Origin of the sequence: Candidatus Tisiphia endosymbiont of Dascillus cervinus (assembly GCF_964026405.1) — a bacterium.
GTDB lineage: Bacteria > Pseudomonadota > Alphaproteobacteria > Rickettsiales > Rickettsiaceae > Tisiphia.
Genome location: NZ_OZ032146.1, coordinates 566,493 through 589,543 on the forward strand (window position 1 = coordinate 566,493; position 23,051 = coordinate 589,543).

The window sequence follows — 23,051 nt, forward strand, 5'->3', positions numbered from 1 at the left end:
CCATACTTTCATCCTACTCTTACTATAGTGAAACCTATTGAATTAGGTGATACAAACTTTGTGTCATACCTGCGAAAGCAGGTATCTAGATTTCCGCTGCGGCTAGGAATGACAACTTACAACCCCTGCGAAAGTAGGGGGTCTAAAAAACTATTAAACATTTTTAGATTCCGCTACCTACGTAGGAATGACATCAAAGCTGTTTCATCGAACCTAGGTTAATTATATAAAGTGCGAAACTCCTGATAGAGAATTTTCAATAATCTAAAGATTATGCTTCTAAAAGTTGTTTTTAACAACTTTTGAAGTTATAGTTATACTCAAATAATTTTACAAAACTTACGCTATGAGAAAAAAAATGGTACATTATGTTGAGTATAATTTACAAATGCCAAGAGGATAAAATTGCAAGCAATACCAGTTAATAGGACAGATTACTGTCAATTTCTAATAGTGAGTCAAAAGAATTATAGTTTGACCTACTATGCTGAACATGCCAAAAAATGTAGCCATGATGTTATTAATAGATTTTTAAAAAATGAAAAATATACACCTTCTTTGTTATGGGAACATATTAAGGATGATGTTATTTTATCGCCTAACGGATATACAATATTTGATGATACGGTGTTAAATAAAAGAAATACCAAGAAAATAGAAATTGCTAGATCACAGTACAGTGGGGCTACAGGTGGTATTACTACTGGTATAGGAGTAGTAAGTTTGGTATATTATAATCCGGATATTAATAAGTTTTGGGTAATAGATTACCGAATTTTTTCGCCCGAACATGATGGAGCGACAAAAGTAGAACACCTATTAAATATGTTAAATAATGCTGTGTATAGCAAAAAGATTCCTTTTCAAACTGTGCTTTTTGACACATGGTATGCTACGCATAAAATTATGCAACATGTTGATTCCTTGGGTAAATATTATTATGCTCCTATTAAAGCAAATAGAAACGTTACTAAAACTTCCTCTTCTAAGCCTTATAAAGCTGTTAGCAAGTTAACGTTTTCAGATGAGGAAATTAAGAGCGGAGTGGAGATTCATATAAAGGGCTTTGCAAAAGATAAGCATGTTAATTTGTTTAAACTTACTGTTTCTACCAACAGAGTTGATTATATTGTTACCAATAACAAAACTCAAAAATCTTCTAAAGCCGTACAAGATGAGTGTGGCTTTCGTTGGGTAATTGAGAGCATGCATAGAGAAATCAAGCAACTTACCGGTATAGAACGATGCCAATGCAGAAAACAACGCATCCAGCGTAATCACATTAGTTGTGCATTTTTAGTGTGGGCTTTTCTAAAAAGAACTGCACACAAAATAGGTAAGACGGTTTATCAAATAAAGTTAGGGCTTTTAGATCATTATATGCAACAGCAGTTACGTTCACCCTCTTTACGCTATTTAGAACCTTACATAGCGTAAGTTTTGCATCTTTTAAAATTTAGAGATTAAATAGAAAATGGAGTGAGAAATTGACTATGAAGAATTTTAACCTACCCCAAACCTATAAAGCAGTCATGTATAATTTGTTTGGTAATCCGTCTGAGGTATTAAAAATTGTTAGATTAGAAATACCAACACTTCAGGATAATGAAATATTAGTTCAAATGCATGCATGTGCTATTAATCCTTCGGACTTACTAACTATTAGAGGAAGATATCCTGACAGAGTAGAGTTCCCTAAAATAGCTGGTTTTGAAGGAGTTGGAACTGTTTGTGTTGCTGGTAATGCTAATAATAATCACCTAATTAGTAAAAGGGTACTGGCGTTAAAAGGAAAAGGTACTTGGCAAGAATATAACATTATTCCAGCTCAAGAAGCTATTTTAATACCTGATGAAATTGATAATCGAACAGCAGCACAATTATATATTAACCCTCTTACTTGCTGGTTAATGTTAGTTGATAAATTAAAAATTGATAAAAGTGACACTCTTGTAATAAATGCTGGAAATTCAATTTGTGGACATATTATTGCTGGTTTTTCTAAAAGCTTGGGTTTTGATTTGATTTCAATTGTAAGGAGTGTTGAGAATAAAGTTAAACTGGAACAACTTGGTTTGAAGAAAGTGATTAACTCAAACGAAGAAGATATTACTAAGGCTATTTTAAAATTTACAAATAACAAAGGGGTTGATTATGCTTTAGATGCAATTGGTGGTGATGCAGGAGCAACACTGTTAAAAGCAGTTAATCCTGGTGGTAAATTCTTGCAATATGGTTTAATGTCTGGACAACAACTTCCAGCCTCTTTCTTTACTGACGCAATGGAGAAAAATGTACAATTTGAATTTTATCATTTGCGAGATTGGGTGTATAGTGAACCAGTAAGCTATAGACAGCAAATATTTAAACAAATGATAGAGAGTTTTGTTATGGCAGATATAAAAATGCCTATAGATACTGAGTACAATATAGATCAAATTGCAGAAGCTGTTACTATGGCAGAATCCGAGGGAAGAAATGGTAAAATCCTACTTAATTTTGAGCTTAATACAAGTAGCGATACCGCAGAAAAATGCATGTACTATTGTTGGTGAGAACTATGAAGTATATGATTCATAAGGGAGTTTGGGCTTGTGTAATTCATAGACCTTGTTACAAATAGTAAATAATATTGATGCAATTAAAAAGGTATCTATTACACTAGAAAAGAGCATGTTTTGCTTACAACAATATCACGGTACTCAAATGAAATCTTAAATATTATAGAAAAGATTTCTTGTATATAGGTGAATTTGCAAAATTCTTTTTGCAATATCTATGCCGATTGTAGTAATCTACATTATAGATAGCTGCATTACAAATATATGAAAACTGTTTTACCTGAACGCTCCCTGATAATTCAAGAAAGACTTGATAATATCGTCAAAGAAATTCTCGCTGTATCAAAGCACAAGATTGCGATGATTATTTTATTTGGCTCTTACGCTAGAGGAGATTGGGTACAAGATGAGTATAAAAAAGGTCATATTACCTATAGCTATCAAAGTGATCTCGATATTATGTTAGTCATGAAGAAAGGCAAACATGCCGGTCTTGCCGGGTTAGCAATAGAAGATAAAATAGAAAAAAGGTTAGAAAAAAATCATTAAGAAGTCCTTTTGAGTTATGGGTAACTTTAGTGCTAGAATCAATCAAGACGGTAAATAGTCAGTTAGTAGAAGAGCTCCTATCAAAAGCATATCCATCAGAGTTATTTGGTCAAGATGGGTTATTTCAACAGCTTAAAAAGCAAATAGTTGAGAAAATATTAGCAAGTGAGTTGGATCATGAATTAGGATATTCAAAACATAGCAAAGTGCCAAAAGTAGATAATAATCGTCGTAATGGTAACTATGAGAAGACAGTTATTGATGGCGATGGTCGCAAGCTGACAGTAGAAACACCAAGAGATCGGGAAGGAGAATATAATCCGCAATTAATCCCTAAAGGGCTAAGGAGATTTAATGGATTTGATGAGAAGGTGATATCTCTTTATGGACGAGGGATGACAGTTAGCGATATCCGAGGGCATTTAGAAGAAATATATCAAACAGAAGTATTTGGTGATTTAATATCAACATAACTTGATTTCTACACAATCTTGTACAAGAAGTAAACTGACAAAGAAGTCAGTACAAGTAATTTAAAAAAGTAAATATGATCCATAGTATTTTTAATTTTTGTTCTGATAATGATGGGGCAGGGTCATGTATATTAGCTATGAAATCGACATTTATAATACTTGTATTCCGAAAATTGTTATTTAAAAAGCCAGTCTATTCTTGTTTATATTATTGTATATTGATAATAATCATTGGTATAGTGTTGGCAATTGGAGGAGGTGGTGTAATTAATGATGCTTATAAAAGATTAGAAATTTTTAAAGAGTTAGAACTCAATAACCGTTTAGAATATGCAAAAACTAATCCTAGTACATACGATAGTATGTTACAGATAGATTTAAGACAGTTTGCTAATTCTCAAGAATTTAAGGATTATATTCACAATGCATACGAAATAGATGTTGATCGAAATGAAGCTATGTTGATTGGATTATTATTTGCTTTAATAGCAGAGTTATCTCATGTATGTTTTCTTGTATATAGCAGATTGAAAAATCTAGTTTACAAGGCCTTTGTTCGGAACGGTATCAACAAGGATATGTAGTAAGTAAGCTCATTAGTTCTGTTACATTTACTTACAGTTAGCTTAAAAGTTGATATAAAGAAGTAGGCTGTTGTAACTTCAATAAACCACCTATTTTTATCAGCTACATAGCTTTTGGCACTTGTATTTTTGCAAGTATAGTAGATAGTCTTTCCGTCAGAAATGCTAAGAATTAAGAATAAATCAAAAAATTAAAACCTTAACAAAAAATTTTTGCATAAAATTTGGGGAGTTGATTTTTGGAGTAAATTTTTTGCTATAAAAAGCTAATCTTTCGGAAACTTTGACATGATGATTTGTTAACGACTTTATAATTATTTGGCGTTCTGACGTAGAACCCCAGATTTTCTTGATTTCAATAGATTGAAATCTTTGCTTCTCGTTTTTCAATAGACCTCTTTCGAAACTCGCTTGTGCTGAGGGATTTGAAGGAGACGCTTCACCTCGAACCGCAGCGTACTCTAATTCCGTTACGGATTCGAGTACCGCATCGACGTACAAATCACCAGCAGAAGTAGAGTTTCGAAGGAGGTCTATTATTTCCAAGTGTCCGTATGACTAATCCATTCCTTAGTATTACCTATCCTTTCATCTGCTAATTTAGCTAATATTTTGTCCTCTTGAAGTTCTAGACTAGTTATAATAAGACCTTTTGCTACTTTAGATAGGGATTCATACATTATTTTTAACGTTCTATAACTTGCCTCAAATACAAAATCTCTTTTACCTAATATGAACATATATGTTAAGTGCTATAATAATCGTTTAGCTGCCATAAGATTTATTTGTTATGACTCAATTGTATCATATCTGATACAGAATATCAATAAGCAAAACTTACGCTATGAGAAAAAAAATGGTACATTATGTTGAGTATAATTTACAAATGCCAAGAGGATAAAATTGCAAGCAATACCAGTTAATAGGACAGATTACTGTCAATTTCTAATAGTGAGTCAAAAGAATTATAGTTTGACCTACTATGCTGAACATGCCAAAAAATGTAGCCATGATGTTATTAATAGATTTTTAAAAAATGAAAAATATACACCTTCTTTGTTATGGGAACATATTAAGGATGATGTTATTTTATCGCCTAACGGATATACAATATTTGATGATACGGTGTTAAATAAAAGAAATACCAAGAAAATAGAAGTTGCTAGATCACAGTACAGTGGGGCTACAGGTGGTATTACTACTGGTATAGGAGTAGTAAGTTTGGTATATTATAATCCGGATATTAATAAGTTTTGGGTAATAGATTACCGAATTTTTTCGCCCGAACATGATGGAGCGACAAAAGTAGAACACCTATTAAATATGTTAAATAATGCTGTGTATAGCAAAAAGATTCCTTTTCAAACTGTGCTTTTTGACACATGGTATGCTACGCATAAAATTATGCAACATGTTGATTCCTTGGGTAAATATTATTATGCTCCTATTAAAGCAAATAGAAACGTTACTAAAACTTCCTCTTCTAAGCCTTATAAAGCTGTTAGCAAGTTAACGTTTTCAGATGAGGAAATTAAGAGCGGAGTGGAGATTCATATAAAGGGCTTTGCAAAAGATAAGCATGTTAATTTGTTTAAACTTACTGTTTCTACCAACAGAGTTGATTATATTGTTACCAATAACAAAACTCAAAAATCTTCTAAAGCCGTACAAGATGAGTGTGGCTTTCGTTGGGTAATTGAGAGCATGCATAGAGAAATCAAGCAACTTACCGGTATAGAACGATGCCAATGCAGAAAACAACGCATCCAGCGTAATCACATTAGTTGTGCATTTTTAGTGTGGGCTTTTCTAAAAAGAACTGCACACAAAATAGGTAAGACGGTTTATCAAATAAAGTTAGGGCTTTTAGATCATTATATGCAACAGCAGTTACGTTCACCCTCTTTACGCTATTTAGAACCTTACATAGCGTAAGTTTTGTAAGGTGTTCGATGTAAACAATGACATTCGGTTAAGTTTTTAACTTATCTATTTTAAAGCAAACCCATATAAATAAAAAAGCCCATATTTAGACTTAGAGCGTAATAATTCAAAAACTAGGTCCCCCCCTATACCATAATGATACTAAAAAGCCGTGTAATAGCCTTAAAATAATAAATATGGATATCTATGCAAAACTTACGCTATGTAAGGTTCTAAATAGCGTAAAGAGGGTGAACGTAACTGCTGTTGCATATAATGATCTAAAAGCCCTAACTTTATTTGATAAACCGTCTTACCTATTTTGTGTGCAGTTCTTTTTAGAAAAGCCCACACTAAAAATGCACAACTAATGTGATTACGCTGGATGCGTTGTTTTCTGCATTGGCATCGTTCTATACCGGTAAGTTGCTTGATTTCTCTATGCATGCTCTCAATTACCCAACGAAAGCCACACTCATCTTGTACGGCTTTAGAAGATTTTTGAGTTTTGTTATTGGTAACAATATAATCAACTCTGTTGGTAGAAACAGTAAGTTTAAACAAATTAACATGCTTATCTTTTGCAAAGCCCTTTATATGAATCTCCACTCCGCTCTTAATTTCCTCATCTGAAAACGTTAACTTGCTAACAGCTTTATAAGGCTTAGAAGAGGAAGTTTTAGTAACGTTTCTATTTGCTTTAATAGGAGCATAATAATATTTACCCAAGGAATCAACATGTTGCATAATTTTATGCGTAGCATACCATGTGTCAAAAAGCACAGTTTGAAAAGGAATCTTTTTGCTATACACAGCATTATTTAACATATTTAATAGGTGTTCTACTTTTGTAGCTCCATCATGTTCGGGCGAAAAAATTCGGTAATCTATTACCCAAAACTTATTAATATCCGGATTATAATATACCAAACTTACTACTCCTATACCAGTAGTAATACCACCTGTAGCCCCACTGTACTGTGATCTAGCAATTTCTATTTTCTTGGTATTTCTTTTATTTAACACCGTATCATCAAATATTGTATATCCGTTAGGCGATAAAATAACATCATCCTTAATATGTTCCCATAACAAAGAAGGTGTATATTTTTCATTTTTTAAAAATCTATTAATAACATCATGGCTACATTTTTTGGCATGTTCAGCATAGTAGGTCAAACTATAATTCTTTTGACTCACTATTAGAAATTGACAGTAATCTGTCCTATTTATTAACTGGTATTGCTTGCAATTTTATCCTCTTGGCATTTGTAAATTATACTCAACATAATGTACCATTTTTTTTCTCATAGCGTAAGTTTTGTATGATAAACCACTTGATAAAGTTACTCTTGCTACGAGTTAAAACAATTATTTTTACAATAACCAAAAATTATTAATGCTAAAAAAATGTGACACTTGGCTCTAATACTGAAGGAGATGGGGTAATTTAATAATAATTCAACTTGACTTGTGCGGTGCTTGATATATCTCTGCTCTTTGAGTAGATACTACTTTCTAATTAAAGCAAAATTTATTATCAAAGGAAAAAATATGCCAGACAAAGCAACAAAATCAATAATTTTAGTTCGTGTTTCAACAAGGGAGCAAGAAGAAGGGTATTCAATTGAAACTCAAAAATATAGATTAGTAGAATATTGCCAACGTAAAAATCTTGAAGTTATCGAAACTTTTGAAATTATCGAATCTTCAAGCAGAGGTGATCGCAAACAATTTAAAGAGATGATCAAATTTGCTAAAAGCCATAGAGAAACAATTGCTATAGTTGCTGATAAAGTAGATCGAGTACAAAGAAGAATCTCAGAAATTTCATTACTAGAAGAACCAATAAAAGCTGGTAAGATAGAATTACATTTTAGAACAGAAGGTTACATAATAGATAAAGATTCTCAGTCTCATGCAAAGCTAATGTGGGGGATGAACGTATTGATGGCACAATCTTACGTTGATAGTTTAAGTGATAACGTTAAAAGAAGCCTAGATCATAAATTGCGTAAAGGAGAGTGGATAGGGCCAGCTCCTCTTGGTTACCTAAATAGTCGAGATGAAAGAGGAAACAGTATAGTAATTCTCGATCCTTTAAGAGGTTCTATCATAAAAAAACTCTTTGAAGAATATGCAACAGGAATGTATACTCTTAGGTCTATGGTAAACATGGCTAAAGAATTAGGCTTAAGAAGTAAAAAGAATTGTCACCTAAATAAAACTGTTATACATCGTTTAATACAACAACCATTTTATTACGGTGAGATGAGAGTAAAAGGAGAGATGTGGTCACATGGTTATCAACCTATTATAACAAGAGAGATTTTTATGGCATGTAAAGATGTACGTTTAGGTTGGAAGAAGAAGCCATTCAAATATGGTGGGAAAGGTTTCCTCTTTAGAGGATTAATCACCTGTGCAGTAACTGGCAAAATGGTAACAGCTGAAATTCATAGTAAAACATATTCAGATGGCAAAGTGGACGAATGGACTTATTTAGGTACATGGGATCCAAAGAATCCAAACAAGAAGATTTATGTAAGAGAAGATGAGGTTTTAAAGCAGGTAGAAGAGGTTTTTAAAAGAATAGGTATAAAGAAAAGAGACTCTAGCCTATTTAAAAAACACAAATGAGCTAAAGAAAGATGAGCATGGACAAGCAACAGCTGCTTTAAAGAAAGAACATACCGAAAATGAGAATAGATTAAATTCATTAATAGATTTGCGACTCAATGGAGAACTTAGTACAGAAGAATTTCAAAGAAAAAAACAACAATTAAAAGATCGCCAATATGAAATTGCTCGTTTAATTAAAGTTTATGAGGAAGCAGACGATAAATTTACTGATACCGCTACAACGCTAATAACTCTAGCATCTGAAGCCTATGAAACTTTTAAAGGTTCTGAAAGCCCTCAAAAACGCAAAATGATAAATTTCGTATTTCAGAACCTCAAACTAAGGGGCAAAAAACTTGAGACCTCCCTACGTTTCCCGTTCGATATTTTTGAAAAAACGACAACTTGTACCGAATGGCGGGAATGACGGGACTCGAACCCGCGACCTTCTGCGTGACAGGCAGACGCTCTAACCAACTGAGCTACACCCCCTTTACCAGGCTTACTATGATATACTACTCGTAAATGAAGAGTTGATAGACGAAGATCAAAATTATGATAGTAGAAGGAGTCGAAGGGTCAAGGAGCGGAGAGTACATTTAGTACGTGGCTACCTACGATCCCTGAAGACGACAACGCAATTCTTGATTTTCATCGAGTATATATAGGTAAGCCGTAATATATATAAAGTCAACTCCCCTGTCAAGAACTCATCAGTAACTAATTTAACTCAATGATAGGTAAGGCACTAGTTTGACTAGTGAGACCATCAAGGCTTGACCTTTAGATTTAGTATAAAATAAGAAGTTATCATATATAACTTCTTTGGCTTGACGGTCAAAGGAGAAAATATATGACAACATACGAAAGTTTAAATCATTCTAAATGGGATTGCAAATATCATATTGTGTTTATTCCAAAGTGTCGAAAAAGAGAATTGTACGGGAAGGTTAGAAAATATCTTGGAAACGTATTCCATGAGTTAGCTTTTCAACGAGGGAGTAAGATCATAGAAGGTCATATGGTACAAGATCATGTCCATATGCTCATCAAAATTCCTCCTAAATATTCTGTAGCCGAAGTAATAGGTTATATCAAGGGGAAAAGTGCTATAGCTGTTGCTAGGCAGTTTGGTGGACGAAAGCGTAATTTTAATGGAGAGAAGTTGTGGGCTAGAGGTTATGCGGTCTCAACTGTGGGATTTGAAGAGAATCAGATCAAACACTACATTAAGAACCAAGAGCAACTTGATAGTCTAGGTTCTGACGAAACAGGAGAATTTTAATTAACAATGGCAGCCCTTTGGGCTGCTCAATACCGTCAAGCCCCTCGCTTAGCGAGAGCGTTCTGACTTGATTGCTTATATTAGATATCTTTAGCAAACTCGCGACTTATCTTCGGTGTGCCAAGAGTACGAGTCACTGTAGAAGTGAGGAGTGGTGCTGTACTTAACATGGTGGTAGGTCCACCGGAATCGGCTGGTATGAGCAGATATCAAACTACCTTAAGCTGCTGTATTCTAAGGAATATGGTGGTGAGTGTTAAGGAAAAGGCTGGAAACAGTCAGGTATGACCTATGGAGGTGAACGAAAGTGAATCACTGTATTTAACCTCAACCTCAGCATCCGTAATGGAAGTCAATAAAAAAATAATAACTTAACATAAATTTTCATTCCAAGAAGAATTATTTTTGACAATAGAGTGCATAAAAGCTAGTAATTTACGCATAACAGCAACAAGAGCAACTTTTGCTGGTTTATGTTTAGCAATTAAGTGGTCATAAAAATTACGTAAACGCTTATTACATCGTAAGGCAGCTACTGCAGCCATATAAAGAACTCTTCGAAGATTACCTCTACCTGCAAAAATACTTCTTCTACCTTTATAACTACCGCTTTCTCTAGCAAAAGGAGCAAGACCTACTAAAGATGTTAACTGCCTAAAAGTAATATTGCCAAGCTCCGGTGCTTCACATATTACAGTGCTAGCAAGAGTAATGCCAACTGCTGGAATAGAAGTAAGCCGATCAATTTTATCCTTTATTTCTTGATCTTAAGAAATTAATTCTTTGATACTATCCTCAATCTCTTGTAATTGTGCTGTTAAACTAGCAATATGCTGGTTCAAAGATAAAATGACGACCGCATTAAACTCAGTATCCTGCCTAGCAATTTCTTGATTCTTAAATAGTCAAAACTTACGCTATGTAAGGTTCTAAATAGCGTAAAGAGGGTGAACGTAACTGCTGTTGCATATAATGATCTAAAAGCCCTAACTTTATTTGATAAACCGTCTTACCTATTTTGTGTGCAGTTCTTTTTAGAAAAGCCCACACTAAAAATGCACAACTAATGTGATTACGCTGGATGCGTTGTTTTCTGCATTGGCATCGTTCTATACCGGTAAGTTGCTTGATTTCTCTATGCATGCTCTCAATTACCCAACGAAAGCCACACTCATCTTGTACGGCTTTAGAAGATTTTTGAGTTTTGTTATTGGTAACAATATAATCAACTCTGTTGGTAGAAACAGTAAGTTTAAACAAATTAACATGCTTATCTTTTGCAAAGCCCTTTATATGAATCTCCACTCCGCTCTTAATTTCCTCATCTGAAAACGTTAACTTGCTAACAGCTTTATAAGGCTTAGAAGAGGAAGTTTTAGTAACGTTTCTATTTGCTTTAATAGGAGCATAATAATATTTACCCAAGGAATCAACATGTTGCATAATTTTATGCGTAGCATACCATGTGTCAAAAAGCACAGTTTGAAAAGGAATCTTTTTGCTATACACAGCATTATTTAACATATTTAATAGGTGTTCTACTTTTGTCGCTCCATCATGTTCGGGCGAAAAAATTCGGTAATCTATTACCCAAAACTTATTAATATCCGGATTATAATATACCAAACTTACTACTCCTATACCAGTAGTAATACCACCTGTAGCCCCACTGTACTGTGATCTAGCAATTTCTATTTTCTTGGTATTTCTTTTATTTAACACCGTATCATCAAATATTGTATATCCGTTAGGCGATAAAATAACATCATCCTTAATATGTTCCCATAACAAAGAAGGTGTATATTTTTCATTTTTTAAAAATCTATTAATAACATCATGGCTACATTTTTTGGCATGTTCAGCATAGTAGGTCAAACTATAATTCTTTTGACTCACTATTAGAAATTGACAGTAATCTGTCCTATTAACTGGTATTGCTTGCAATTTTATCCTCTTGGCATTTGTAAATTATATTCAACATAATGTACCATTTTTTTTTCTCATAGCGTAAGTTTTGTTATGATAGTAATAGTCAACAACAGTTACATGCTTTATTAAAAAGAAGAGAACAATTATTACTACAAAACTTACGCTATGTAAGGTTCTAAATAGCGTAAAGAGGGTGAACGTAACTGCTGTTGCATATAATGATCTAAAAGCCCTAACTTTATTTGATAAACCGTCTTACCTATTTTGTGTGCAGTTCTTTTTAGAAAAGCCCACACTAAAAATGCACAACTAATGTGATTACGCTGGATGCGTTGTTTTCTGCATTGGCATCGTTCTATACCGGTAAGTTGCTTGATTTCTCTATGCATGCTCTCAATTACCCAACGAAAGCCACACTCATCTTGTACGGCTTTAGAAGATTTTTGAGTTTTGTTATTGGTAACAATATAATCAACTCTGTTGGTAGAAACAGTAAGTTTAAACAAATTAACATGCTTATCTTTTGCAAAGCCCTTTATATGAATCTCCACTCCGCTCTTAATTTCCTCATCTGAAAACGTTAACTTGCTAACAGCTTTATAAGGCTTAGAAGAGGAAGTTTTAGTAACGTTTCTATTTGCTTTAATAGGAGCATAATAATATTTACCCAAGGAATCAACATGTTGCATAATTTTATGCGTAGCATACCATGTGTCAAAAAGCACAGTTTGAAAAGGAATCTTTTTGCTATACACAGCATTATTTAACATATTTAATAGGTGTTCTACTTTTGTCGCTCCATCATGTTCGGGCGAAAAAATTCGGTAATCTATTACCCAAAACTTATTAATATCCGGATTATAATATACCAAACTTACTACTCCTATACCAGTAGTAATACCACCTGTAGCCCCACTGTACTGTGATCTAGCAATTTCTATTTTCTTGGTATTTCTTTTATTTAACACCGTATCATCAAATATTGTATATCCGTTAGGCGATAAAATAACATCATCCTTAATATGTTCCCATAACAAAGAAGGTGTATATTTTTCATTTTTTAAAAATCTATTAATAACATCATGGCTACATTTTTTGGCATGTTCAGCATAGTAGGTCAAACTATAATTCTTTTGACTCACTATTAGAAATTGACAGTAATCTGTCCTATTAACTGGTATTGCTTGCAATTTTATCCTCTTGGCATTTGTAAATTATACTCAACATAATGTACCATTTTTTTTTCTCATAGCGTAAGTTTTGATTATTGACTATTTTGGCAATTGGGGGATATTGATTATTATGATTCCTACAATTATAGCTTTTGCCTACGGGCTATTGCATTTTGAGAAGTTAGAAAAAGACTCTAGAAGTTACCCACAAAAGAGAACTATATAGTGTAACCTCAATTTAATGTAAGACATCGGTTTAAAATCATAGTTGATGACATCCGAAAGTGCAGGGATAACATCGGGAGTATTAATTAAACTTGCAAAAATTGTGACTAAAACACCACGTAAACCTTGCTTCTCCAGCAATTATCTAATTAGATTACGATCACCCTATATTAATCCTTGAACTGTAAAAATGTACAGTATAGAATCATTCACATGTATAAAACAATTCGTTAACGAGGTAAAATATGAATATTTGTAGGTCCTATTCTGAACAGTTTGATAGTAGTTTTGTGTGGCGTTTGCTGTTTATTCTTTGTAGCATTGCTCTAATTACTACAGCATCGGATGCTTTTGCTACTACTGCTGCTGATCCAGTAGGTAATGTATTGTGTAAGATGATCAAAACATTTCGTGGTAATACAGCTCGTGGTATAGCAATTATTGGTATAGTTGTTCTAGGGATTCAAACTCTCAGAGGACAATTAAAATGGGAAGTTGCATTGGTTATTGTGACTGGTGTTATAATATTGTTTAAGGCTCCCGAAATTATAAACATGATAGCTGGTAGTGCTGCCGGTACTGATGCATGTAAAGGAACTTAAGTAGTCTTTTCATCTTAAATGCGGAGATCTAAAAAATAGCCTAAAAAGTTATGATATACAGATCTCTGCTTTCTTTTTGTTAGTTAATTTTGCAAAATTGGAAAATTTAGATTAGTGAGTAACATATAATGTGGTATAATTTCGACGTAATACCATTTCCGAAAACTAATTATCACGTTGTCGTACTTCATGATCTCCGCTCCTCACGTACTAGTATGTACGCTCCGGTGCTCGACACTCGTACTCCGAGTAGCAATTTAGTTTTGGGAAATGGTATAATATAAAATACAATATATCATGATAAAACTTACTATAGATGGTACTGAAGTCGAAGTAGAGGAAGGCACAACCGTATTTCGTGCCTGCAGCAAGCTTGGTATAGAAATCCCACATTTTTGTTTTCATGAACGTTTGAAGATTGCCGGTAACTGCCGTATGTGCTTGGTGGAGATGGAAAAATCTCCCAAGCCCATTGCTTCTTGTGCTATGCCTGCCACTTCAGGTATGGTTATCCACACTAATACCATAGGTGTTAAAAAGGCTCGTGAAGGAGTGATGGAATTTCTATTGATTAATCACCCCCTAGATTGTCCTATTTGTGATCAAGGAGGTGAGTGTGATTTACAGGACCAAGCCTTTAAATATGGTAAAGCAAGTTCTAGATTTTCGGAGAATAAAAGAACAGTCAAAGATAAGTATATGGGACCTTTGATTAAGACTCATATGACTAGATGCATACAATGTACTAGATGTATAAGGTTTGCCACTGATATTGCTGGAGTTGAGGAGATAGGAACTCTTTACAGGGGAGAGCATATGGAGGTAACCTCGTATCTTGAACGTAGTCTTGAATCGGAATTATCAGGCAATATTATAGATATTTGCCCAGTTGGAGCATTAAATTCCAAGCCTTATTCTTTTAAAGCTCGTAGTTGGGAACTAACAAAGACTGGGTCAATAGATGTATTGGATGCACAAGGTTGTAATATAAGGGTTGATAGTAGGGGATCTGAAGTAATGAGGATATTACCAAGGGTTAATGATGATATCAATGAAGAATGGATATCAGATAAAGCAAGATTTGCTTATGATGGCTTGAAATACCAAAGGTTAGATTCTCCGTATATAAGACAAAATGGTAAATTAGTTGAAGCTTCTTGGAGTGATGCTATTGCACTAGTAGCACAAAAATTAAAGTCTCTTGCCGGTAATCAAATGGCGGCAATAGCTGGAACACTTGCCTGTACCGAATCAATGTTTTTATTAAAAACATTGTTACAGAAGCTTGGATGTAACAATTTTGACAGCAACCAGTTTAATTATAAAATAGACCAATCTAGTAGGGGGAACTATCTATTTAACACAACAATTTCTAGACTTAAAGAAGCTGATCTAGCTTTGTTAATTGGTGCAAATATCAGGCAAGTAGCTCCTGTCCTGAATGCTCGTATTGGCATATTGCAAAGAGAAGGAAAGCTAAAAGTAGCTCGAATTGGCAATATTACTAACCAAACTTACTATATAAATGAATTAGGGGCTAGCCCTAACATAATTAAGGCAATAATATCAGAGGAACATCAGTTTGCTAAGGAATTAGAACATGCAAAAAATCCAGTTATAATTATTGGTGATGGTGTATATTCTCGAGATGATGGCTATGCTATTTTGGCACTCATTCACCAAATGGTTGATAAATATAAGATAGTTAGAGATGATTGGAATGGTTTTAATATACTGCATAATCATGCATCAATGGTCGGTAGTTTAGACATAGGCTTTAGCCCTAAAAACGGCGGTAATGGTGTTTCTGAAATTTTACAAAAGGCAGAAAAGGGTGAGATTAAGTTTGTATATTTACTAGGCAGTGATGAAATTGATATGAACAAAATAAAATCATCTTTTGTAGTATATCAAGGACATCATGGTGATAATGGAGCAAATGTAGCAGATGTAATCTTTCCTGCTAGTAGCTATACAGAAAAAGACGCCACTTACGTAAATTTTGAAGGAAGGCCTCAATATGGTAAAGCCGCAACTCATCCAGTAGGACAAGCGAAAGAAGATTGGGTTATTATAAAGAATCTAGCTAATAGTTTAGGGCTAAATCTTGGCATGAATAATTTAGATGAAATAAGAACTAGGTTGGCTGCAGAATTCCCGGTATTTGCCAATATTTCTGAGATAATGAGCTGTGATTTTATAAAATTTACCTCCCTCGATAATTTACTTAAATCCGATATAGTGACTAAACCTATAAATTACTATATGACAGACTCGATTAGTAGAGCATCTGTTACTATGGCAAAATGTGTGGAGTCAAAGCAAGAAAGGGAAAAAGTTGCATGATATCGTTCTTTCAACAATATCTATTGCCATTAATTATTGTAGCTTTGAAAGTTTTATCTATCACTATTCCTCTTTTGTTGTGCGTAGCTTACCTTACCTATGCTGAGCGAAGAGTAATAGGGCTAATGCAACTCCGAAAAGGTCCAAATGTAGTAGGACCTTTTGGGTTATTGCAACCAATTGCCGATGCAGTAAAACTATTATTTAAAGAAACAATTATACCAAACCAAGCTGACAAAATATTATTCACCCTAGCACCTATGATTACCCTTGTACTTAGTTTAATTGGTTGGGCGGTAATACCTTTTGATAAGAAACTTGTACTAGCTAACATAAATGTTGGTGTTTTGTATATTATGGCAATCTCATCGTTAGCTGTTTATGGTGTAATCATAGCGGGTTGGGCAAGTAATTCGAAATATGCTTTCCTTGGGGCTGTTCGCTCGTCGGCTCAGATGATTTCATACGAAGTATCTATAGGGTTGGTGATTGTTACTGTACTTTTAACAACGGGGACGCTTAATCTTTCAGAAATCATAGAAAGGCAACAATTATTGCCTTGGTGGGTTGATTTGATGTTGTTACCTATGGCAGTAATATTCTTCATATCAGTACTTGTAGAAACGAACAGATTGCCTTTTGATTTATCAGAAGCTGAGTCTGAGCTAGTTGCTGGTTATAATGTTGAATATTCTTCCATGGGATTTGCATTATTTTTTCTTGGTGAGTACGCTAATATGATTTTAGCTAGCGGTATGACCACCACATTTTTCTTAGGTGGCTATTTGCCACCTTTTGGCATTAAAGTCTTAAATTTTGTGCCAGGTTTTATGTGGTTTGTACTAAAAACCGGGGTTTTATTATTTTGTTTTTTATGGATAAGAGCAACATTGCCTAGATATCGTTACGACCAATTAATGCGTTTAGGTTGGAAAGTATTTTTACCTTTTACCTTATTTTGGGTGGTGTTAGTATCAAGCGTTCTAATGTTTACCGATAATTTGCCAAACCATACTATTCTGCCATAGTACCCTACATTTTTTATATAACCACTATTAAAATGGCTGCTGATCGTTTATTAGCGAGGAGTCGCGAAAAAGCGGCGACGCGGCAATCTAGAATACGCGAAGCGTTACTCTAAAAAAACAGCTTCGCTGTTTACCTGGATTGCCACGGCATCTAAAGAGCCTTGCTATGACGATTATAAAAAAATGTAGGGTACTATGGATATTTAGACACGACGACCTTAATTCTTGAAGTTGACCGAGTATATACCCTGATTTATTCAAGGTCTAGAGTACTAATCCCATGCTGAGTTTTATCCCATTTGAAGGGTATGAAAATAATCTCCCAAATCGCCTTATAACTTGCTATCGTATGTAGTAGAAAATACAGAGGTCACACAAACAAGGCAGCAATATCTAATACTCGAAAATTAGTTATTTTACCTTTTTTAGTCAGTAAAATAAAAAAAGCACTTCCGTAAAGGTATGAAAAAGCAAAAAAACTGTTAATTATCCATAAATAATTAATTATGGCGAATGTATTAATTTTAATAGTTAGTATTAGAAATGGTAAACAACAAAAACCATAAGAAGAAAAACCAATAAAAATGAAAATAGTAGTTATTTGATAAAATTTAAACCTTTTATATTTGTCTTTTTGGGCAAGAAATACCAAAAATGTTTGGATAAATCCTTTTATCCAGCGAGATCTTTGATTTATCCAACTTATAAGATTTATAGGTGATTCCTCTAAAGTATAAGAATCTATCATATGAACTTTATAACCAAAAGAATATAATCTAATTCCTAAATCAGCATCCTCAGTAACATTATAAGCATCCCAAAAACCTATTTTTTGTAAGGCGTCAACCTTAAAATGATTGCTAGTTCCTCCAAGAGTTACTGGTAAGTCCATCAAGCTTAAACCTTTCAGAAGATATTTAAACCATAAACAATATTCTATGCTAAAAAGTTTAGTGAGTAAATTTTCATTCTCATTATAGAAGTTAAGTTTAGCCTGCAAACAAACATATTCTTTTGGTAATTCATCAAAGGCTATTACTGCTTTAAGGAGTTGATCAGCATCAGGTCTATCTTCTGCATCATATATTACTACATACTTTCCTCTGCAATATTGCATGGCATAATTAAGGGCTTTAGGTTTAGTCCTAGGTAAACTAAAAGGTACTTTAAGCAAATGTATATAAGAAGGTAATTCATATAGGATACTTTCCTTGATCATCAAATAATCATCTGCTTCAATAATAATTTTGACATCTAATTTATGTTTAGGATAATTAATATTAGTGACATAACTAATAATGGACTTTAGTTTGCCTGATTCTTTATATAATGGAAGTAAAATAGTGTAAATGGGTAGAGAATCATTTTTGAAAATGGAGATATCACTATTTTTAAACTCTGTATTTTGTGTAATTACAGCTTGGTTAAATAGTATAATTTTTAAAATATTTTGTGAAAAATAGCAAATAATGTTAATCAGATGGAAAAGATGTTTAAAATTAAATAATATTCCAAAATATATTACAAAAAATATGATAATTGACTTAGTGTAATTGATATTTTTTGCTACCATGTATACTGAGATAAATTCAAGAAAATATTTGGATTTGATTATATTCAAATGGCTAAAATTCTGCTCAAGTAGCTGATAGAAGTCATTCTTTCTGACCAAATTAATCTGTACATTATAATGTATTGTTGATAACTTCCTTAAATAAGCTAGGTCATTTATAGCAAGCACTTTATTGCTTGTATCGTTTTCATAAATGAAATAACCATTTTCTACATATTGATCAATTTTTGCATAATCGCAAATCTTAACCTGTGTTTCTTGTACATTCAATAAAGGCAATAATTTATTTTTATACAAAATATCTATAACCATCTCATTATTAATAATTCCTTCTGCAATTATCACGTTAAAAAAATCATTCTCTCCAGTACTATCAATTAATTTGAACTTAACGTGAGATATTTGTAAATCTGTAAGTAGTTGTTCTTTTAGTAGAATATCTAAAAATTCTCTATTAATATTTTTTATACATCCATCCATATTGAAAATATTACTCCTGATATTTTATAATGCTTATTAATTAGGCTTTTATCACAAAAATACCCTATTTGTGTTGTTAGGCTATTCTTCTTTAGATTACCAAATTTAATCTTTTTTGCAATTGAAAATTGCTTATATAAAGTTCTATTATAAATAGAACCGTAATTTCTCCTAGTATAATATTTGGTAAAGTCTACTAACATAATGCCATTTTGAAATTCAATGCCTTCAGATATTGAAAAACTATAATAACTTCTTCTTGTATATGGGTTATTTAGGTCTTGCCCAAAACTAAAAACACTTTCAGCAAATACTGAAATTGTACGAATTTTTTTGGAAAATGCTGATAGCAATAATAATTCATAAGAAAATTGCTGCTGGCAACCATCTTTGGTCATATATATTCTTGGCTGAACTTAGACTATCCTATTAGTGTTCTGAAAGAGCTTAATTTTATAAAATATACCAATTTCTTTATTATTAGACAGGTAGCAAAACTTACGATATGAGAAAAAAAATGGTACATTATGTTGAGTATAATTTACAAATGCCAAGAGGATAAAATTGCAAGCAATACCAGTTAATAGGACAGATTACTGTCAATTTCTAATAGTGAGTCAAAAGAATTATAGTTTGACCTACTATGCTGAACATGCCAAAAAATGTAGCCATGATGTTATTAATAGATTTTTAAAAAATGAAAAATATACACCTTCTTTGTTATGGGAACATATTAAGGATGATGTTATTTTATCACCTAACGGATATACAATATTTGATGATACGGTGTTAAATAAAAGAAATACCAAGAAAATAGAAATTGCTAGATCACAGTACAGTGGGGCTACAGGTGGTATTACTACTGGTATAGGAGTAGTAAGTTTGGTATATTATAATCCGGATATTAATAAGTTTTGGGTAATAGATTACCGAATTTTTTCGCCCGAACATGATGGAGCGACAAAAGTAGAACACCTATTAAATATGTTAAATAATGCTGTGTATAGCAAAAAGATTCCTTTTCAAACTGTGCTTTTTGACACATGGTATGCTACGCATAAAATTATGCAACATGTTGATTCCTTGGGTAAATATTATTATGCTCCTATTAAAGCAAATAGAAACGTTACTAAAACTTCCTCTTCTAAGCCTTATAAAGCTGTTAGCAAGTTAACGTTTTCAGATGAGGAAATTAAGAGCGGAGTGGAGATTCATATAAAGGGCTTTGCAAAAGATAAGCATGTTAATTTGTTTAAACTTACTGTTTCTACCAACAGAGTTGATTATATTGTTACCAATAACAAAACTCAAAAATCTTCTAAAGCCGTACAAGATGAGTGTGGCTTTCGTTGGGTAATTGAGAGCATGCATAGAGAAATCAAGCAACTTACCGGTATAGAACGATGCCAATGCAGAAAACAACGCATCCAGCGTAATCACATTAGTTGTGCATTTTTAGTGTGGGCTTTTCTAAAAAGAACTGCACACAAAATAGGTAAGACGGTTTATCAAATAAAGTTAGGGCTTTTAGATCATTATATGCAACAGCAGTTACGTTCACCCTCTTTACGCTATTTAGAACCTTACATAGCGTAAGTTTTGATAAATCTTTATTTTCTAAAATTTCACCGAATTATGGATAAGAATTTGTCAATTCTTATCCATAATTCGCGTTTCTACATCTTTTTTCATGAGGTGATCCTGATATTACTTGCAAATTTTTTATATTAATGTAGATTCTTTAATATTGGTGTATAAGCGTTTGAATAACTATAATTTTATGTCAAGCGTGGTTCTGAAATTGTCCACTACGGCAAGCCATTTTAGAAATTAAAAATTATAATCTAGTTAAGTTGTAATGAGCAAAGAAGAGCTAATTAATTTTGAAGGCGTTGTCCTTGAGCTTTTGCCTAACGCAACTTTTAGAGTGAAGTTGGAAAATGGTCATTTTATTATCGCCCATACTTCTGGTAGGATGCGTAAGAATCGTATTAGGATACTTGTCGGAGATAAAATCACAGTGGAAATGACGCCTTATGATCTAACAAAAGGTCGTGTTATCCACCGTCATTAGAGTCTTTCATATTTTATGTCAAATATAGAATCCACTTTTTTAAAACAACAGAATATACCTATAGTTCTAGCTTCACAATCACCTGCAAGGCTTGAATTACTAAAAAGAATAAAGGTATTTCCTACACAAATTATTCCCGCTAATATAAATGAAACAGAGTACTTACGAGAGTTACCAAACCAATTGGTAACAAGATTAGCACAGGAGAAAGCCGAGGTTGTTGCCAAAAAAATAAGTGGTGAAGCTATAATTATAGCAGCTGATACTGTTGTGGTTCACGGTAGAAAAATACTACCCAAGGCTTTAACAAGTGAAGATGTTAGATATTGCCTTAATATTTTATCTGGAAGGCGTCATAGGGTTTATACAGGTATCTGTATAATAAAAAAGACTCTCGAACAAGTTCTGCTGAGACAAAAATTAGTGCAAACCATAGTCAAGTTTAAAAGATTGAGCCAGCAAGAGATAGAATTTTACTGTAGCCTAGATGAAGGAATCAACAAAGCAGGCGGCTGCGGAATTCATGGATATGCCGAAGCCTTTGTTCCTAGCATATATGGATCTTACTCAAATATTATAGGATTACCACTACTGGAAACCATGCATATGCTTACTTCTTTAGGCTTTAAAAATATACCTCTTAAATAACCTGAATTCGATATAATATACTCAAATGATTTGAAGAAACTGAGGAAAAGCTGAGTTTAAACTTTATCAAGCCAATCAGAAAAACAACTAGCTTTGTCAAAAATTGGTAAATTAAAATATTGTTAAAACCTAAATTAAGTACTATAATAGGTATATAATTAAATATTAATCATGGTATAACAATGAATCATATTTATACTAATCTTACTGCCAGTATATCAGAATTTAAGAAAAGTCCTACAGCATTGCTTGCTAAGTCTAGTGGTGAGCTTATTGCTTTATTGAATCATAATAAACCAACGGCTTATTTAGTTCCAGCTGAACTATACGAACAAATGGTTGAAATATTAGATGATAGAGATTTACTTAAACTTGCTGAAGAAAGACTAAAAGAAAAGAAAGAAGCTATAGCAGTTGATCTAAATGATTTATAAACTTTCATGTACACAAGTACAAAGTCTCAAAAACACTTAAAAGCCTCTATATATTATGCATTGCCGCCTTTATGTAATTCTTCATCATCGAAATCCATTGTTGCTTTAGCAGCATGCATTATAATGTTAAAATATGAGAAACAGAATTTTAATAAATAATGCTCAGTTATTATGTCAGTTGCTAAAAAATTATCAAATTTATCTTTTTCAGTATTGGCAGTATGCAATATATTTTCTTGAATATAAAGCCTATTAATCAGCTTAGCTTCTAATAAAGTAGTAATTACCACCCAAGTTACGAAATAACAAATATTACCAAATATACTGTCATCGAGATTAGATTGATAGGGCTATTATAATTATTTTGTTTGCTTACTGTATAAATTAATTCGCGAAGTATACTGTCATCGTATTTATTTGGTGCGTCGATAATTTTTATTATTGTAAAATTATTTTCCTTACAAAAATTGATCAAAGATTGCCTTATGAGTTCAAAACGGGCATGTGATGAATATAATAAGATAATGGCTTGTTGGTTGTTCA

25 protein-coding genes, 1 tRNA gene and 1 pseudogene are annotated in these 23,051 nt (G+C 33.0%); 16 read left to right on the top strand and 11 right to left on the bottom strand.

Translation table 11 applies throughout. The features are described from left to right. The first annotated feature begins 453 nt into the window (after positions 1–453). From AAGD19_RS02790 to AAGD19_RS02810, 5 genes are all read left to right on the top strand, one after another. Complete coding sequence (locus AAGD19_RS02790) at positions 454–1,437, top strand: transposase (protein WP_341747233.1); 984 nt, start codon at positions 454–456, stop codon at positions 1,435–1,437. 56 nt (positions 1,438–1,493) lie between these two features. Next, positions 1,494–2,555: a zinc-dependent alcohol dehydrogenase family protein gene (locus AAGD19_RS02795; protein ID WP_341748248.1), complete on the top strand. Its 1,062-nt coding sequence runs from the start codon at positions 1,494–1,496 to the stop codon at positions 2,553–2,555. A gap of 270 nt (positions 2,556–2,825) precedes the next feature. Further along, positions 2,826–3,110 (top strand): nucleotidyltransferase domain-containing protein, encoded by a 285-nt coding sequence (locus tag AAGD19_RS02800; protein ID WP_341748249.1) that lies wholly within the window; start codon positions 2,826–2,828, stop codon positions 3,108–3,110. A gap of 29 nt (positions 3,111–3,139) precedes the next feature. Further along, complete coding sequence (locus tag AAGD19_RS02805) at positions 3,140–3,583, top strand: transposase (RefSeq protein WP_341748250.1); 444 nt, start codon at positions 3,140–3,142, stop codon at positions 3,581–3,583. A gap of 239 nt (positions 3,584–3,822) precedes the next feature. Continuing rightward, on the top strand, positions 3,823–4,167 hold the full coding sequence (locus tag AAGD19_RS02810; RefSeq protein WP_341748251.1) for a hypothetical protein: 345 nt from the start codon (positions 3,823–3,825) through the stop codon (positions 4,165–4,167). A 183-nt stretch (positions 4,168–4,350) separates the two neighbouring features. Here the strand turns inward: AAGD19_RS02810 and AAGD19_RS07465 are convergent, their stop codons facing one another. Together AAGD19_RS07465 and AAGD19_RS02820 are read right to left on the bottom strand one after the other, a co-directional pair. Then, positions 4,351–4,713, bottom strand: a complete 363-nt coding sequence (locus AAGD19_RS07465; protein ID WP_410520824.1) for a hypothetical protein — start codon at positions 4,711–4,713, stop codon at positions 4,351–4,353. After that, positions 4,704–4,907: a hypothetical protein gene (locus AAGD19_RS02820; protein WP_341747850.1), complete on the bottom strand. Its 204-nt coding sequence runs from the start codon at positions 4,905–4,907 to the stop codon at positions 4,704–4,706. Before AAGD19_RS02820 ends, AAGD19_RS07465 begins: the two co-directional genes overlap by 10 nt. Positions 4,908–5,118: 211 nt before the next feature. Here AAGD19_RS02820 and AAGD19_RS02825 point away from each other — a divergent pair, with 211 nt between their 5' ends. Beyond that, positions 5,119–6,102: a transposase gene (locus tag AAGD19_RS02825; RefSeq protein ID WP_341747601.1), complete on the top strand. Its 984-nt coding sequence runs from the start codon at positions 5,119–5,121 to the stop codon at positions 6,100–6,102. A 204-nt stretch (positions 6,103–6,306) separates the two neighbouring features. Here the strand turns inward: AAGD19_RS02825 and AAGD19_RS02830 are convergent, their stop codons facing one another. After that, complete coding sequence (locus tag AAGD19_RS02830; protein ID WP_341747233.1) at positions 6,307–7,290, bottom strand: transposase; 984 nt, start codon at positions 7,288–7,290, stop codon at positions 6,307–6,309. Between the two features lie 354 nt (positions 7,291–7,644). Here AAGD19_RS02830 and AAGD19_RS02835 point away from each other — a divergent pair, with 354 nt between their 5' ends. After that, entirely contained in the window at positions 7,645–8,730 is a 1,086-nt protein-coding gene (locus tag AAGD19_RS02835) for a recombinase family protein (protein ID WP_341748252.1), read from the top strand. Between the two features lie 88 nt (positions 8,731–8,818). Beyond that, on the top strand, positions 8,819–9,139 hold the full coding sequence (locus AAGD19_RS02840) for a hypothetical protein (protein ID WP_341748253.1): 321 nt from the start codon (positions 8,819–8,821) through the stop codon (positions 9,137–9,139). Here AAGD19_RS02840 and AAGD19_RS02845 read toward each other — a convergent pair. Continuing rightward, a tRNA-Asp gene (locus AAGD19_RS02845) sits at positions 9,128–9,204 on the bottom strand. The two genes, AAGD19_RS02840 and AAGD19_RS02845, sit on opposite strands and share 12 nt — an antisense overlap. Before the next feature lie 361 nt (positions 9,205–9,565). Here AAGD19_RS02845 and tnpA point away from each other — a divergent pair. Then, entirely contained in the window at positions 9,566–9,997 is a 432-nt protein-coding gene (gene tnpA, locus AAGD19_RS02850) for an IS200/IS605 family transposase (protein ID WP_341748254.1), read from the top strand. 371 nt (positions 9,998–10,368) lie between these two features. Here the strand turns inward: tnpA and AAGD19_RS02855 are convergent, their stop codons facing one another. The 4 genes and pseudogenes from AAGD19_RS02855 to AAGD19_RS02865 form a co-directional block, all read right to left on the bottom strand. Beyond that, complete coding sequence (locus AAGD19_RS02855; protein WP_341748255.1) at positions 10,369–10,542, bottom strand: hypothetical protein; 174 nt, start codon at positions 10,540–10,542, stop codon at positions 10,369–10,371. Positions 10,543–10,551: 9 nt separating this feature from the next. Next, positions 10,552–10,755 (bottom strand): annotated as a pseudogene (locus AAGD19_RS07470) (transposase); the annotation flags it as partial. A 154-nt stretch (positions 10,756–10,909) separates the two neighbouring features. Then, positions 10,910–11,893: a transposase gene (locus tag AAGD19_RS02860; RefSeq protein ID WP_341747233.1), complete on the bottom strand. Its 984-nt coding sequence runs from the start codon at positions 11,891–11,893 to the stop codon at positions 10,910–10,912. Between the two features lie 191 nt (positions 11,894–12,084). Continuing rightward, positions 12,085–13,068 (bottom strand): transposase, encoded by a 984-nt coding sequence (locus AAGD19_RS02865; protein ID WP_341747233.1) that lies wholly within the window; start codon positions 13,066–13,068, stop codon positions 12,085–12,087. A gap of 500 nt (positions 13,069–13,568) precedes the next feature. Between AAGD19_RS02865 and AAGD19_RS02870 the strand changes: the two genes are divergently transcribed. The 3 genes from AAGD19_RS02870 to nuoH all read left to right on the top strand — a co-directional run bounded on the left by AAGD19_RS02870 (position 13,569) and on the right by nuoH (position 17,299). Further along, on the top strand, positions 13,569–13,925 hold the full coding sequence (locus AAGD19_RS02870) for a TrbC/VirB2 family protein (RefSeq protein ID WP_341748256.1): 357 nt from the start codon (positions 13,569–13,571) through the stop codon (positions 13,923–13,925). A 297-nt stretch (positions 13,926–14,222) separates the two neighbouring features. Continuing rightward, the gene (nuoG, locus tag AAGD19_RS02875; RefSeq protein WP_341748257.1) at positions 14,223–16,271 is read left to right on the top strand and encodes an NADH-quinone oxidoreductase subunit NuoG; all 2,049 of its coding nucleotides are present in this window, start codon (positions 14,223–14,225) and stop codon (positions 16,269–16,271) included. Next, the gene (gene nuoH / locus AAGD19_RS02880) at positions 16,268–17,299 is read left to right on the top strand and encodes an NADH-quinone oxidoreductase subunit NuoH (RefSeq protein ID WP_341748258.1); all 1,032 of its coding nucleotides are present in this window, start codon (positions 16,268–16,270) and stop codon (positions 17,297–17,299) included. Before nuoG ends, nuoH begins: the two co-directional genes overlap by 4 nt. Positions 17,300–17,669: 370 nt before the next feature. Here nuoH and AAGD19_RS02885 read toward each other — a convergent pair whose 3' ends face one another. Next, a complete protein-coding gene (locus AAGD19_RS02885; RefSeq protein WP_341748259.1) occupies positions 17,670–19,352 on the bottom strand; it encodes a glycosyltransferase family 2 protein in 1,683 nt (560 codons plus the stop codon). Further along, positions 19,337–19,750: a hypothetical protein gene (locus AAGD19_RS02890; RefSeq protein WP_341748260.1), complete on the bottom strand. Its 414-nt coding sequence runs from the start codon at positions 19,748–19,750 to the stop codon at positions 19,337–19,339. The genes AAGD19_RS02885 and AAGD19_RS02890 overlap by 16 nt, the downstream gene beginning before the upstream one ends. Positions 19,751–19,964: 214 nt before the next feature. Here AAGD19_RS02890 and AAGD19_RS02895 point away from each other — a divergent pair, with 214 nt between their 5' ends. The 4 genes from AAGD19_RS02895 (at position 19,965) to AAGD19_RS02910 (ending at position 22,508) form a co-directional block, all read left to right on the top strand. Next, positions 19,965–20,948, top strand: a complete 984-nt coding sequence (locus AAGD19_RS02895; protein ID WP_341747233.1) for a transposase — start codon at positions 19,965–19,967, stop codon at positions 20,946–20,948. A 262-nt stretch (positions 20,949–21,210) separates the two neighbouring features. Next, positions 21,211–21,426, top strand: a complete 216-nt coding sequence (gene infA / locus AAGD19_RS02900; protein ID WP_341748261.1) for a translation initiation factor IF-1 — start codon at positions 21,211–21,213, stop codon at positions 21,424–21,426. Between the two features lie 15 nt (positions 21,427–21,441). Next, on the top strand, positions 21,442–22,074 hold the full coding sequence (locus tag AAGD19_RS02905) for a nucleoside triphosphate pyrophosphatase (protein ID WP_341748262.1): 633 nt from the start codon (positions 21,442–21,444) through the stop codon (positions 22,072–22,074). Between the two features lie 182 nt (positions 22,075–22,256). Further along, positions 22,257–22,508 carry a type II toxin-antitoxin system Phd/YefM family antitoxin gene (locus AAGD19_RS02910; RefSeq protein ID WP_341748263.1) on the top strand — a complete coding sequence of 84 codons (252 nt, stop codon included), beginning with the start codon at positions 22,257–22,259 and terminating at the stop codon, positions 22,506–22,508. Positions 22,509–22,561: 53 nt separating this feature from the next. On the opposite strand, the gene AAGD19_RS02915 is transcribed toward AAGD19_RS02910, so the two are convergent. Beyond that, positions 22,562–22,798 (bottom strand): hypothetical protein, encoded by a 237-nt coding sequence (locus tag AAGD19_RS02915; protein ID WP_341748264.1) that lies wholly within the window; start codon positions 22,796–22,798, stop codon positions 22,562–22,564. Positions 22,799–23,051 lie beyond the last annotated feature (253 nt).